At 57.7% G+C, this 12983-nt stretch carries 12 protein-coding genes; 6 read left to right on the plus strand and 6 right to left on the minus strand.

Going from position 1 to position 12983, the window contains the following annotated elements; translation table 11 throughout:
* Positions 1-413 precede the first annotated feature (413 nt).
* The 5 genes from Q0J60_RS02225 (at position 414) to Q0J60_RS02245 (ending at position 3843) form a co-directional block, all read left to right on the plus strand.
* Complete coding sequence (locus Q0J60_RS02225) at positions 414-1427, plus strand: VanZ family protein (RefSeq protein WP_294438596.1); 1014 nt, start codon at positions 414-416, stop codon at positions 1425-1427.
* A 40-nt stretch (positions 1428-1467) separates the two neighbouring features.
* Positions 1468-1746 (plus strand): type II toxin-antitoxin system RelB/DinJ family antitoxin, encoded by a 279-nt coding sequence (locus tag Q0J60_RS02230; RefSeq protein WP_294438597.1) that lies wholly within the window; start codon positions 1468-1470, stop codon positions 1744-1746.
* Positions 1739-2167: a PIN domain-containing protein gene (locus Q0J60_RS02235; protein WP_294438598.1), complete on the plus strand. Its 429-nt coding sequence runs from the start codon at positions 1739-1741 to the stop codon at positions 2165-2167. The genes Q0J60_RS02230 and Q0J60_RS02235 overlap by 8 nt, the downstream gene beginning before the upstream one ends.
* A gap of 19 nt (positions 2168-2186) precedes the next feature.
* Positions 2187-2687, plus strand: coding sequence for a pyridoxamine 5'-phosphate oxidase family protein (locus tag Q0J60_RS02240; protein WP_294438600.1), 501 nt, complete (start codon positions 2187-2189; stop codon positions 2685-2687).
* 265 nt (positions 2688-2952) lie between these two features.
* Positions 2953-3843, plus strand: coding sequence for a metallophosphoesterase (locus Q0J60_RS02245; RefSeq protein ID WP_294438601.1), 891 nt, complete (start codon positions 2953-2955; stop codon positions 3841-3843).
* A gap of 27 nt (positions 3844-3870) precedes the next feature.
* Here Q0J60_RS02245 and Q0J60_RS02250 read toward each other — a convergent pair whose 3' ends face one another.
* From Q0J60_RS02250 to Q0J60_RS02260, 3 genes are all read right to left on the minus strand, one after another.
* Positions 3871-4545, minus strand: coding sequence for a DUF3800 domain-containing protein (locus tag Q0J60_RS02250; protein WP_294438602.1), 675 nt, complete (start codon positions 4543-4545; stop codon positions 3871-3873).
* A 136-nt stretch (positions 4546-4681) separates the two neighbouring features.
* On the minus strand, positions 4682-5272 hold the full coding sequence (locus Q0J60_RS02255; protein ID WP_294438604.1) for a hypothetical protein: 591 nt from the start codon (positions 5270-5272) through the stop codon (positions 4682-4684).
* A 1393-nt stretch (positions 5273-6665) separates the two neighbouring features.
* Positions 6666-7166: a YbaK/EbsC family protein gene (locus Q0J60_RS02260; RefSeq protein WP_294438605.1), complete on the minus strand. Its 501-nt coding sequence runs from the start codon at positions 7164-7166 to the stop codon at positions 6666-6668.
* Positions 7167-7526: 360 nt separating this feature from the next.
* On the opposite strand from Q0J60_RS02260, the gene asnS reads away from it, so the two are divergent.
* The gene (asnS, locus tag Q0J60_RS02265) at positions 7527-8930 is read left to right on the plus strand and encodes an asparagine--tRNA ligase (protein WP_294438606.1); all 1404 of its coding nucleotides are present in this window, start codon (positions 7527-7529) and stop codon (positions 8928-8930) included.
* A gap of 101 nt (positions 8931-9031) precedes the next feature.
* Here the strand turns inward: asnS and Q0J60_RS02270 are convergent, their stop codons facing one another.
* From Q0J60_RS02270 to Q0J60_RS02280, 3 genes are all read right to left on the minus strand, one after another.
* Positions 9032-10456, minus strand: a complete 1425-nt coding sequence (locus tag Q0J60_RS02270; RefSeq protein WP_294438607.1) for an amidophosphoribosyltransferase — start codon at positions 10454-10456, stop codon at positions 9032-9034.
* 254 nt (positions 10457-10710) lie between these two features.
* The gene (locus Q0J60_RS02275; protein ID WP_294438608.1) at positions 10711-11121 is read right to left on the minus strand and encodes a hypothetical protein; all 411 of its coding nucleotides are present in this window, start codon (positions 11119-11121) and stop codon (positions 10711-10713) included.
* Positions 11122-11131: 10 nt separating this feature from the next.
* Positions 11132-12967 (minus strand): radical SAM/SPASM domain-containing protein, encoded by a 1836-nt coding sequence (locus Q0J60_RS02280; protein WP_294438609.1) that lies wholly within the window; start codon positions 12965-12967, stop codon positions 11132-11134.
* Positions 12968-12983: the final 16 nt, after the last annotated feature.

The raw sequence follows: 12983 nt of genomic DNA on the forward strand, positions 1-12983 counted from the left end.
CCTTGGTTTCATCCTGCATGCGGCTCGCGCCGGTGGGGCTCGCGAGGCGCATTCTGCCTTGCTGGATATCGGCGGCACTTCTAGCAAAAGACCGCTTGGGACGAACAGGGGTTTTCACTGATTTGGCGCGCAAATCCAACCTGACGGGAACCTTTCATCGACGTCACCTTGGGATGACGGTTTGGCCGCAAGCCGCTTGTGAGCGATTCCAGGGCGCATACTGACTGTGGGTGCTCGCGACGAGCGCGGCTCGCGCTCGATCGTCGTAAGGAATCCCGTCATTTTGACGCTTAAATCTTTCGGATGCGCGGATTTTAACGTCAAAAGGACGGGATATGTTGCCCGCCCGATTGGACGGGGAGGGGTCGGGCCCGTAGGACGTAGACGGAATCGGAGTGAAGGAGGAGACGAGCATGGGGCGCATCGAAACGTTTCTCGGGGGATACAGCGAGAACTTCGCCGTTGCGCTTGCCGCATGGCCGTTCTTCTCGTTCACGCTCACGCTGCCCATTCTGGCGTATCTCTACCATCGCGACGGGCGACTTAGGTTGACGTCGGTCGTCACGGTGTATCTGGCGGTGCTCTACATGTTGGGTCTGGGCTGCTTCACGCTTTACCCGCTGCCTTCGGGTAACGAGGGACTGGGTATCACCTACGGCATTCCATGGCAGCTGAATCCGCTTGCGTTTGTGGGAGATATCGCTAAAGATGGCATCCACGCCGTGCTGCAGATTCTGTTCAATGTGGTGTTTTTCGTACCGCTTGGCTTCATCGCGGGGCGCTTTTTGCGCATGGGACTCGTAAAGTCGGCGCTTTTGGGGCTGGCGGTGTCGCTCGCTATCGAGGCCGCTCAGGGCACAGGGCTGTTCGGCATCTATTCATATTCCTTCCGTACGGCAGACGTGGACGACCTGATCTGGAATACGTCCGGCGCGATTGTCGGGTGGCTTGCGGCTTCTTGGTTTGCTCGCGTTCTGCCGCCGGGCGCGCTTGCGGAGGAGGACGAGGTCACCGCATCTCCGAGCTTTCTGCGTCGTTTCGTGGCATTCTGGCTGGATATGACACTTGTAGGCGTGGCAACCATGGTGCTATGCGCAATCATCTCGTTCGTGGTGTGGAGCGTGTCCGAACTTGCGTGGCTGGCGAACTCGGAGGCATTCAAGGACTCGTGGATGTTCTGGGTGTCGGGCGTGTTGTTCGTGGTTGTCGAGGGCGTAGTACCATTTGTGCGCAAGGGGCAAACGCCAGGCGGGTCGTTCGTTCGCATGACCTGCGAGACGCGCGAGCGCACGGGCTGGCATCGCGTGGCGTTTTTCGTGCTACGCCTGATTGTGCTGGGCTTGGCGCTGCCGTACTTCCCCCTGGCCGTGCCGCTGCTGCTCATCTTCTACGCCATAAAGCGCTGCATGCCCTATGATTTGATATAATTGTATACATGTATACGTCTTACAACGAAAGGACTGCATTATGGCAACGGCGGTGGTGTCGGGCAGGGTGGACGAACGCATCAAGATGCAGGCTGATCGCTATATTCATGCGGCGGGGTTGGCAACGGCCGATGTAATTCGAATGGTATGGGAGCATATTGCTCGCACGGGGGAGGTTCCGCAGGAAGAGCGTTCGGCGCCAGAATTAAACAACTTCGAAGGGTTTATGGAGTTCAGAGCGTCTCTTCCCTCTGCTACATGGCTTGCGACGCTCACTGATGACCAGATGAAAGATATGATTGCGAGTCGATATGCGTAATTTCAACGACAGAAGGCTGCTGTTCGACACCAACGTTTTGCTGGATGCCGTATGCAAAGAACGCCCTCAATCCGACGAAGCATGCCAAGTTTTGCGAAGATGTAACGGCGAGGGCGATATGGGCCTTGTAGCATCGGCATCTTTAAAAGATGCATACTATGTATTGGAAAGGCAATACGATGAATCTTATGCGCGCACCGCAATTGCCTGGCTCATGAGCCTGCTCGTTATTGCTCCGCTCGGAGCGGAGGAGTGCGATGTGTCCATTCGCTCTAACGAACCTGATTTCGAAGATGGCCTTATTCGTGCATGCGCCGAGCTCAACGATGTGGACTTTATTTTGACACGAGATGCCAAGGCGTTTTGCAAATCAAAGGTGCGTTCGGTTACGTGCGCAGAATATCTTGATATTTGTTCATGATGGAGGAGCTATGCGGCAGATGAGGTTGGCGAAGCGCGAGGTGAGGGATTTCGAGGCCTTGCGCGCGATCGTGGAGGCGTGCGATGTGGTGCGCATCGGCGCCGTGGACGAAAGTGGCATGTTCATCGTGCCGGTTAATTTCGGGTATGAATGGGAGGATCGCCCTGACGGTCCTGACGAGCGCCTCAGGCTCACGCTCTACATCCATTCGGCTGCCGAGGGGCGCAAGGCAGAGAGTTTTTCACGCGGGTGCGACGTGGCCATCGAGATGGATTGCGACGGCGGAACCATCAAGGGCGATTATTCGTGCGCATATTCGCGAGCATATCGGAGCATCATGGGAATGGGACGCATTCGTCCCATCGAGGATGCGGCGGAAAAGGTGCGCGCCCTTGCGCTCATCATGGAGCATGCGGCTCCGGGAGCACCGTGCGAGTTCGCGGAGGCGGCCGTCGATCGCGTGGCGGTTTTTCGTGTGGACGTGCGTGAGTTCACGGGCAAGGAGCGCCGTCCCAAGTAAGCGGTGTCGATGCTCTTTGTCGGATGGGCGATGACCGTTGAGTTGATGTTTCGGCATCTTGCGGCGCTGCAGATTCGGATGCAGATTCGGAGCCTTTTCAGCGCGTAGTAGAGCCGCCTCCGAGTTATGCCTGTGCTTATTGGCCGCTCGTTTCGCGCAAAATGGTGCGATGTGTGCGCTGCCGCCTTCCGAAGCGTAATGTGCTAAGAAAAAGGCTTCGTCAGGCCGAGATGGGCCGGCGATGGGAACAAGGAGGAGTTTCGCGATGAAAACCCTGGTCGTAGGCGATACCCACCTCAAGCAAAAGCAGATTCTTCCGCGTGTCGATGCGGCTATTGCGGCTCATGATGTACGGCGCGTCGCATTTCTGGGCGACTACTGCGATGACTGGGGTGCCTCCGATTCGTTCGCCTTGGAATCCCTCCGCACGTTCGCGAGCTGGGTCGGCGAGCGCCGCAACCAAGGCATGACGGTAGACGTGGTGCTGGGCAACCACGACATGCGCTATCTCATGGAAGAGGACGGCCCCGGCACGCAGTGGGGCATCATGGAGAAGGTCCACGCGATTCTGGACGGATTGGGAATCGTCATGGCCGCCGAGACGAACGGCTACCTGCTCACGCACGCAGGTGTGACCTCATCATGGGCGAATGATAATTTCGACCTGGGCGCATGGGACGCGTCGCACGCTTCGGCGGCCGATGCGGCGCGCCTGCTCAACGAGATGTTCTCCGACCGCACGCGTTGGCGCGATCTGGATTCATGCGGTGCCGCGCGCGGCGGGTTTGAGGTGGCGGGGCCTCTGTGGGCCGATAAGCGCGAGCTGGCGATGGATTTCCTGCCGGGAGTCAACCAGATTGTGGGGCATACGCCGGTGTTCACGTGCGAGTGGTTGAAGCTGTGGCCGCGCCACTCGTCTGGCATGCGTATGTGGCACGCGTCGAACGGCCGCGAGGGTGTGCGTGCGGGCGACGATTCGGTGACCCCCATCGTATGGACATGCGATACGTTCTCGCTTACGAGCATGCTCGCGCCTATCGGCGACGGCAGCATGCTGCTAGTTGATGACGGCGGGGCAGTAGAGGTGGTCGATTACGCCACGCTCGGAGAGGGCGACTGGCGCGACGACGCGTATGCGTACTATATGACGCGCTAATTAGATGACTGAGTCGGTGCGGAGCAATCAAAGGCGCTTTTTGTGCATGGGATTCAGATAATTCTTCTTAAGCGTGCGTGCTCCATTGAAGAATTCTATTTCTGACTTGCTTAATCCGATGGTGGCAAGTTTTGCTTCTGCTAATTCAAGGGTGCAAATGAGGTCGGCTGCTTGGAAGAGGCAGTAATCGGATGGGGAGACTTTGCGCACCTCAACTTCGAAGAGGGCATTGAACAGGGTGTTGATGATTGTTGATATTTCTTTTTGCCCATTATCATAATATATAATTACTCGGCCAAATTGCTCAAAGAAATTAATGTGCGTTCTGACATAATGCCCCATCTCTCGTGCAATTTGAGAGACCATTTCGTCATGGCTCGAAAAGTCTGTTTTATTAAATACGAAAGTGTGATAGAGAATGTCGCTCTTTCTCATGAAATTATGCAATGCACGAAAAAGCTTTTTTCGTTCTACCATGTCAAGGGATTCATAATCTCCTTCTCGACGGACTAGCGGGGCAGAATGGATAGCGTGCTCCGCGGGAAAGCCTCGTTCAACTATGTGCTGTTTCAAATAGATGATATTGTCTTCTATGTTTTTGGCCTGATCGTGGAGCACGAGAGTAATGAGATAAAATGGCGCATGACTTTCAAGGGGGCCAAAATCGCCACTTTCGTCGATGAAAATGCTAAGTTCTCGCATAGCTTGCTCCAGGGAGAGAAAAGGCGGGGAATTATCCCCGCCGAAGGGTGGACCAGGGTCATGTCGACCAGCCCAGGGCCATATTATAGCATGTTGCAGCCCTGGGCTGATGTGGGTATTCTGATTGTTGCTTGGATTAGTAGAATTCTATTGACAATTCATTTGCTTTGGCGATGGCAATGATTCTTTCTATGCGGTCCCGGCTCTCGTTTAGAGAGATGCGAACCGTTGGTCTGTATGAGTCGTTCGATATGCTGGATGGGGGTGGGGTTGAAGGAGTTTGCTCCACGATGTCCTCCTGTAAGTGGTCGCCACCATTCGTTATGTTGTCTGCATTGTTGTCCTGGGGTGCGAGAGGCGCATCTTCTGCCATTTCAAGCAGGATGCGGATAGATGTTACAGTTTTTTGTGCAACGCCTTCGTTTTTTCCCGTTTGTTCGGCAAACCATGCAGTGGAAACGGGGGGTAAATCGCTCCTACGGAATCTTTCGAGAATATTGGGTGGGTATAGCGACGAGAGAGCACCGTTAATTGCATCACGACGAGTCCCCGGGGTAATCCAACGTTTTCCTTGTGGGGTAAGCCTATTTTGCGCATTGACGAAGCCAAGCGAACGAAGAGAACTGATTTGCTTGCTTATGTTGCTTGGGGAGGGGTTGCTCGGGCAGTGAGTGCTAAGATATTGGGGCGATAGGATAGCGGTCTGTGATTCTTCGCAGACTCTCATGATTTCCCAAGCTATCTTTGACAAGTAGAGTGATGGTATTGAACCCATTCCAATTCCTTTCTATCGACAAGAACAGGATAGACGAGCCATCGCGATATGTCCAGAGCAAAAGGAGAGAAAATTAGAGAACTATCGAGAAAAATAGAGTTATATAATTCGAGCAGAGCCGCAAGGCCGAGACTGCGCGGCCTCGGATTAAATCGGTTAAGTGGCGTTGCTAAGCTTCGCCCGGTCTTTCATCGGAATTTCTATTAGGAAGTCTGGCATTTGAGAACCTAAGTGATGAGTGGCTTGCTCCGACAAATGCCGCGCCATACTTTTCTCGGTCAAACAGAGAATCTGTTCGAACGCTCACCTGGGTCTTTGTTTGATGAGGGTTTCTCCGGGTGACGTTTAGGCAGATGGGAATGTTCCGCCATGAGAAAAGCGGACCCCTATTCGAGGCTCGTCGACGACCTTGCCGACCGCGAGCTCTTCTGTCCGCGGTCCGCCTGTCCGTCGCATAGCGAAGCATCGTCCCGGAGGGACGGTTTCGGGCCGCCTGATGCCAGACTCTGGTGCTGCTCTGGCCGCGGCGCCGAGCTCACCTTGCTCACCGGTACGGTTCTCGAGAACAGTAAGAAAACGCTAGCTACCTGGTTGGGTTTCATTTGCCTGACGCTGTTCGCCGTGTCGCTCGACGCATGTGACGAGATGCGCCGGATCTGCCGTCGGCCGACCCGGGAATGGCACCGCCGGCTCTTCGCCGTCATCGACGGCTATCAGGACCGCATCGCGCTCAGGGGTAGGGTGTGGTCGACGAGATGTGCGTCAACGACGCCGGGCTCTCGAAGGGCTACGGACGGGCGCGCAAGTGGGGTCTCTTACGGTAGAAGACCCGCATCGCGGTCGGGGTCGACGCCCGGAGAGGGTCGGTGGCCGTGGTCTGCGGGCACGGCACACCCTCCTCCGTCCGGATAGGGGGGGCGTAATGTCGAGGAGAGCGCGAAACTCGTTCATGACAAGTGGCGAGCCTATAGCCTTCCGGTTAGGGAGAACGTCTTCGAGGGCAATAGCCATAAGGCCGACTTTCGCGACCCGTCTACTTGGGGTGGATGCAGCTTGTGAACAGGCCTTGCTCGTGAATCAGAGCGCCGCCCCTGGCGCTATTGGCATGGACCTGTAGAGCCTGTAGTCCTATTTTAACCTCTACGCCTATCTGCTCCGAGTGAAGCGGGGCGGCGATAGCTAGCCCAAGATTGCGAGGGTGGTCTGCTATCTGTTGACAATCGGTGCGCGTCCCTGCGGGTCGGCGTAAGCAATCCATCACCCAGGTTCTAGACTGTGCGATTAGGGAAACAGTTAAGCCTTCTGTGGGAAACGAAGGCTCAGCCAGGTCTTTCTGCTGCTCGGATTAGCTCACTGCCGGTTTTTCGATCTTGGTTTGTCGTGATAGCTTGCACACGTCGATCCGGGCTTTGGGTGCGGCGTAGCGTTCCAGCTCATCGAGCGTCAGGCCGATGGCGCTGTTGGCGCTGCCGCAGGCGGGATATACCACGTCGAAACGACGCAGGCTTTCATCCAGGTATACGTCGCAACAATCGTTGACAGCAAAGGGGCACACGCCGCCCACGGCATGCCCGATGAGCTCTTCGGCTTCGTCGGCCTTGAGCATCTTCGCCTTGGTGGCAAACTGCGCCTTGAACTTGGGGTTGTCGATGCGTGCGTCGCCCGCCGCCACGATGAGCGCCACGCGGTCGCCTACGTGGAACGAGAGCGTCTTGGCGATGCGCTCCGGCTCGCATCCAACCGCCTGCGCTGCCAGCTCCACCGTCGCGCTAGACGTTTCGAACTCCAGAACGCGATCCTCGATGCCCTGCGCGCGGAAGAATTCCTTAACCTTCTCGATTGCCATGCGTAATCTCCTTTGCGGTTCGTTCGATTCGTTTTCAGTGTATATGCTTCGCGAGGGTTTCGCGGCGAAAAGGGACCCATTCGCACGTGCGTGGGGCGTTTTCGGCAGCGCGGCAGGTGCCGATTCGCTGAGGGCAGGTGATAATTCGCCCGGTTGCTGGTGCCGATTCGCGCAGGGGCGGCCACCCCGCTGAATAAAGAGCAGCGCGCGAACGAGCTCGCGACGGTATTCCGCAGCAGAGAGCCTGCATTTCGGTTTCATGTTGTATGCCTGCTGCGGTATCATGGCACGCTGTATCGAAGATGACGTTGGGTGCGCCGCCCAAGATGCGGATGCGGCGCGCGAGAAAAGGAGCATTCCGTGGAAAGAACCAGGATTGCGCAGCTTTTTGCCGATGCCGAATCGCTGGGCGGCACCACTGTTACCGTTGCCGGTTGGGTGCGCTCGGTGCGCGACATGAAGAATTTCGGCTTCGTCACCGTCAACGACGGCAGCTGCTTTAAGGATCTGCAGGTGGTCATGAGCCGCGATACGCTGGCGAATTATGACGAAATCGCCCACCAGGTCGCCGGTGCGGCCGTCATTTGCACGGGCGAGGTCAAGCTTACGCCCGATGCGCCGCAGCCCTTCGAGCTGACCGCCGCGACCATTGAGGTGGCGGGTGCCTCTGCGGGCGACTATCCGCTGCAGAAGAAGCGCACCACGCCGGAGTTCCTGCGCACGCAGCAGCACCTTCGTCCGCGCACTAACCTGTTCCGCGCGGTGTTCCGCATTCGCTCGGTGGCGGCGCACGCCATCCACACGTTCTTCCAGGATCGCGGCTTCGTGTATGTGAACACGCCCATCATCACCACGTCCGACTGCGAGGGCGCGGGCGAGATGTTCCACGTGACTACGCTTGACCTGGCGAACGTTCCGAAGAACGACGACGGAACCGTGGACTACACGCAGGACTTCTTCGGCAAACCGGCAAGCCTGACTGTATCGGGCCAGCTCAATGCCGAGAATTTTGCGATGGCGTTCGGCGATGTGTACACGTTTGGCCCCACGTTCCGCGCGGAGAACTCCAATACGGCGCGCCATGCGGCCGAGTTCTGGATGATTGAGCCTGAGATTGCCTTCGCCGATCTCGAGGACGATATGAACCTCGCCGAGGACATGCTCAAGTTCGTCATTCGCTACGTGATGGAAAAGTGCCCCGACGAGCTCAATATGCTCAATAAGTTCGTGGACAAGGGCCTGCTCGATCGCCTCACGCATGTGGCGAGCTCCGATTTCGCGCGCGTGACCTATACCGAGGCCATTGAGATTCTGGAGGCGGCGGTCGCTAAGGGGCAGAAGTTCGAGTTCCCGGTGAGCTGGGGCATCGATCTGCAGACCGAGCATGAGCGCTACCTCACCGAGCAGCACTTCAAGAAGCCTACGTTCGTGACCGACTACCCGGTGGAGATCAAGGCCTTCTATATGCGCCTGAACGATGACGGCAAGACGGTTGCCGCGGCTGACTGCCTGGTGCCCGGCATCGGCGAGATCGTGGGCGGCAGCCAGCGCGAGGAGCGCTTGGACGTCCTTGAACGCCGCATCTCTGAGCTGGGGATGGATCCCGAGCAGTACAAGTACTACTGCGATCTGCGTCGTTTCGGCACCTGCAAGCATGCGGGCTTCGGTCTGGGCTTCGAGCGCCTGGTGATGTACCTGACCGGCGTGAGCAACATCCGCGACGTCATCCCGCATCCCCGCACCGTGGGCAACGCAGAGTTCTAAGGGTTCCGCCGCCCTGCGAGTAACGAAACTAACAACATAAAGATAAAAAGGAAGGGCCCTGTGGGGCCCTTCTCTATGACGTATTTCGCGCGTGTTGGCTTTTACTCCTTGCCGTCCCAGCAGTAGGTGCACACCTTCGTGGGATCGATGCCTATGGCCTCGAGCAGGCCGGGAAGGCTCTGGTAGCCGAGCGAGTCGAAGCCCATCTGCTCGCAGATGCTTTTGAGCAGGCATTTGCCGCGCTCGGTGGAGCTGTCGGCGTATTCGTCGATATGCTTCACGCCCTCTTCGCCTTCAAGCTCGTCGATCACGCGACGCGCGATGAGGTCCATGTCCGACTTGCCGCGCGAGAAGCTCAGGTACTTGCAGCTGAACATGATGGGCGGGCAGGCGGAGCGCATGTGCACCTCTTTGGCGCCGGCGTCATAGAGGAAATCCACCGTTTCGCGCAGCTGCGTGCCGCGCACGATGGAGTCATCCACCAAAAGCAGCTTTTTGCCGTCGATGAGCTCGGGCACGGGAATCTGCTTCATCTTGGCAACGCGATTGCGCACCTCCTGGTTGGCGGGCATGAACGAACGCGGCCAGGTGGGTGTGTATTTGATGAACGGGCGGCCGAACGGCTGGCCGGATTCGGTGGCGTAGCCAATGCCATGAGGCAGGCCGGAGTCGGGCACGCCGGCCACGTAGTCCACCTGCGGAAGCGTGCCGGCCTCCGCCTCGTCGCGCGCCATGATGGCGCCGTTACGGTAGCGCATGACTTCGACGTTCACGCCTTCGTAATTGGAGTTGGGGTAGCCGTAGTACACCCAGAGGAACGCGCAGATCTTCATGTCGTCGCCGGCGGGGGCGATGGTCTCGTAGCCGTCGGGCTTCACGCGCACGATCTCCGCGGGGCCGAGCTCGTATTCGTCATCGTAGCCCAGCTTGTGGTATGCGAAGCTCTCGAACGCCACGCAATGGCCCTCGTCGTTCTTGCCGATGAGCACAGGCAAGCGGCCCATCTTGTCGCGTGCGGCAATAATGTCGCCCTCGGCGGTCATGATGAGCAGCGTGAGCGATCCGTCGATGGCATCCTGGGCGTATTTGATGCCCGAGACGAAATCGTCCTTCTGCGTGATCAGCGCGGCGATGAGCTCGGTGTCGTTCACCTTGCCTGATCCCATGGCCATGAACTGGCGCTTGCCGCCCTCGAAGCAGGAGTCAATCAGCTCATTGGCGTTGTTGATGGCGCTTACCGTGGTGATGGCGAAGGTGCCCAGATGCGAGCGCACCAGCAGAGGCTGGGGGTCGGTGTCGCTGATGCAGCCGATGCCCGCGTTGCCGTGGAAGCCGTTCAGGTCGTCTTCGAACTTAGTGCGAAACGGCGTGTTCTCGATGGAGTGAATCTCGCGCTGGAAGGTTCCGTTTCCTCCGCAGAACACCATGCCTGCGTTCTTCGTGCCCAGGTGGGAGTGATAGTCCACGCCAAAGAACACGTCCAGAACCACGTCGCGTTTTGACGTAGCGCCAAAAAATCCGCCCATATTGACCCCTTTTGTCGTTTGCCGTCGGCATTAGCCGAAAAAATAAAGTATACGGCTTAGCGCGCCTTTCGTGCGCTGGGCTCGTCAGAAAGTTTTACTCTGTCGCTATTTTCCACGAACGCGTGGATGAAACGGTGGCGAAGGGGCCAAGGTATTTGAACGGGGATCAAGAACATAATGAAGCTGATAGCTGCCCCGTCAGCGCTGCGCGAAAACGGGACGCATCGGTCTCTCGCGCGGGAAGAGGCGCATCGCTACCCGTTGTTATTATTATTGTTGTTATTGTTATTGTTTGTGTACAGGCCAAAGTCGCCGCTGTCTTCGCCATCGTCGTACGTGGCCGTATCGCTCCCTGCGGTTGTGGTGTTGCTCACGCTACGGTAGGTTTTGGGCTGCTCGCCCGGGGCGCTTACGATTTGGGCGAAATCGCATGTGAGGGTGATGGAGTCGAAATCGTTGCGGATGGGGGAGATGGGCATGGTGAGGGCTACCGCCCCCGCTCCTGTTACGAACATGAGGAACTGACGGTTGGTGCAGATATAGTTGCGTTTGTTCTGCATCAAGAAATCCGTCATTTTGCGTGCGGTGTCGCTGTTGATGCCGTGCACGTACGATTGCAGCGCCATGCAGCGCTTCATTGTTTTGCGTCGTTTGAAGAATGCCATGCTCTCCTCCTTATACCTGTGGCCGGGCGCCGTAAGCGGGGCAAGCGTCGATTTCTTCCCCTGGGTCGTCCTTATCATCGTCGCAGGTGAACTCAATGTTTTGAAACGGCAGATTAATGGTTTGGATGTGGTAATACGCGTTGTCGCGGTGTTTCGCGTAATGCCTGTCGCGCAGTGCGGAGGTGGTGGCGAACAGGTTGTTCGGGCGTTCGCGCGAGAATTCATCCCAGTAGGCGGCAAGCAGCGGCCCCAGCTCGAAGCGGTAGCAGTCGGGGTCGTCGGACGGGCGCGACGCCAGGGTGTCGAAAAATACCTGGTGGGTTGCCACGTGGCGCTGCTTGGTGCGCCCCTCGTCGCCGTAGGTCACGGTGTTGCCCGAAAGCAGCATGAGGTAGAGCGCATTGTTCACGGGCCATCGGCACGCTGCTTCCATGATGTCCTTTCGGATATACAGGGCGACATCGCTGTTCTTCGAGAGCGCGATAATCGTACGCTCGGGGCGTAGCACCTGGGATTTCATGGCGAACGATGCGCCATCGGCGACAAGGCGGAATGCCTCGTCGTCGAACACGCCTTCGAGCGCCGGGTCCTGTGCGACAATCTCGCGCAACGAGGGCATTCTGTCGGTGAGCGCGGGACGCTCGATGGTGAGGAGCGATGCCGTTTGGGCGGGGCGCATCGCGGCTGCGTATCGGTAGGCGTCAGAGCGCGGGTTGCGGCTGGGCGGGTAGAGGTGTGGGTGGTCATGGTAGATTGCCTGCTGGAGCTTGCAGGTGTAGGAAGCGCCGCTTTTGTACAGGCGTTTTACGAAGGGGCATCCGGTTTTGCACAGGTACAAATAGGGGCATGCAACGCACTCCTCGGGGATGGGGGCAGCGTTGTGGGCGGCGAAAATCTTCGTACGTGCCGTTTGCAGAACGTCTTCGACGGAGTCTTTGAGCAGGTTGCCGTAATGGAATTCCTCGTGCCCCTGTCCGCGTACGCATGACCATACGTCTCCCGAGGCATCGGCGAGCATAAACTTATCGCCGCAGTTATCGCATCCCGTGCAATAGGCGGGAGTAAACTCGGCAAACCATGCGCCGTTCACCCCGTCATTCAGATCGGTGCCGTCGAATTCTTCATGCATGCGGCGGTAAAACGCCACCTGTTCTTCATGGGTGAGCGGAGTGAGGGGGCAGCGTTCGTCGGCGAACCCAATCATGAAGTTGAAGTCATTCATGTCCAGACAGGTGTGCTCGTGGAGGTAGCGGACGTCTTTCACAATCTCGTCTATGCGCTCGAAATGCTCGTGGAAGATTGTTGCCGACGCTTTCTTGCGGTTGGGAAGGCCCTCCAGCAGTTTCAGGTTGTCCAGGATGCGCTGCAGGGTGGGTTGATTGCCGGCGGTGCGACGGAATTGTTCGTGCAGCGAGAAAGGCAGGTCAAGGCTTCCGCTCATCGATACGTTGTAGCGCTCAATTGCTTCTATGTGGCGGTCGATGGCGTAAAGATTCGTTTTGATGTGGGGCCTACCCGCCTTGAAACCCGCCTCCGTGATAATCCGGCCGTTCTCGCGGTAATACGCATCGATATAGGAGACGAGGCTGGCGAAGTCCTCGCGCGGCAGGCAGGTGACCTCGCCGCCGTGCAGGCTGAGCGTGAAGGGCACTACGTTCGCCTCGCGAAGTTTGGTTACGATGGCATCGAGCGTTTCCGAGGGATTCGCGAACGATCGCGTTGCCGGACCGCTGTCGTGCTCGAGGTAACAATAGCCACAGCGCAGGTTGCATTCTTGCGTGGGAACATAGAGCAGATGGACGAACCGAGGAATGGAGCCCCGCATGTCACGTTCGATGTCTTGCATGCGCCGCCTCCCTGGC

This window comes from uncultured Slackia sp., assembly GCF_944321625.1.
Classification (GTDB): domain Bacteria; phylum Actinomycetota; class Coriobacteriia; order Coriobacteriales; family Eggerthellaceae; genus Slackia.

What these genes read in the sequence shown, in the direction of transcription:
- Q0J60_RS02225 (WP_294438596.1), top strand. Translation starts at nt 414, where the DNA reads ATGGGGCGCATCGAAACGTTTCTCGGGGGATACAGCGAGAACTTCGCC.
- Q0J60_RS02230 (WP_294438597.1), top strand. Translation starts at nt 1,468, where the DNA reads ATGGCAACGGCGGTGGTGTCGGGCAGGGTGGACGAACGCATCAAGATG.
- Q0J60_RS02235 (WP_294438598.1), top strand. Translation starts at nt 1,739, where the DNA reads ATGCGTAATTTCAACGACAGAAGGCTGCTGTTCGACACCAACGTTTTG.
- Q0J60_RS02240 (WP_294438600.1), top strand. Translation starts at nt 2,187, where the DNA reads ATGAGGTTGGCGAAGCGCGAGGTGAGGGATTTCGAGGCCTTGCGCGCG.
- Q0J60_RS02245 (WP_294438601.1), top strand. Translation starts at nt 2,953, where the DNA reads ATGAAAACCCTGGTCGTAGGCGATACCCACCTCAAGCAAAAGCAGATT.
- Q0J60_RS02250 (WP_294438602.1), bottom strand. Translation starts at nt 4,545, where the DNA reads ATGCGAGAACTTAGCATTTTCATCGACGAAAGTGGCGATTTTGGCCCC.
- Q0J60_RS02255 (WP_294438604.1), bottom strand. Translation starts at nt 5,272, where the DNA reads ATGAGAGTCTGCGAAGAATCACAGACCGCTATCCTATCGCCCCAATAT.
- Q0J60_RS02260 (WP_294438605.1), bottom strand. Translation starts at nt 7,166, where the DNA reads ATGGCAATCGAGAAGGTTAAGGAATTCTTCCGCGCGCAGGGCATCGAG.
- Q0J60_RS02270 (WP_294438607.1), bottom strand. Translation starts at nt 10,456, where the DNA reads ATGGGCGGATTTTTTGGCGCTACGTCAAAACGCGACGTGGTTCTGGAC.
- Q0J60_RS02275 (WP_294438608.1), bottom strand. Translation starts at nt 11,121, where the DNA reads ATGGCATTCTTCAAACGACGCAAAACAATGAAGCGCTGCATGGCGCTG.
- Q0J60_RS02280 (WP_294438609.1), bottom strand. Translation starts at nt 12,967, where the DNA reads ATGCAAGACATCGAACGTGACATGCGGGGCTCCATTCCTCGGTTCGTC.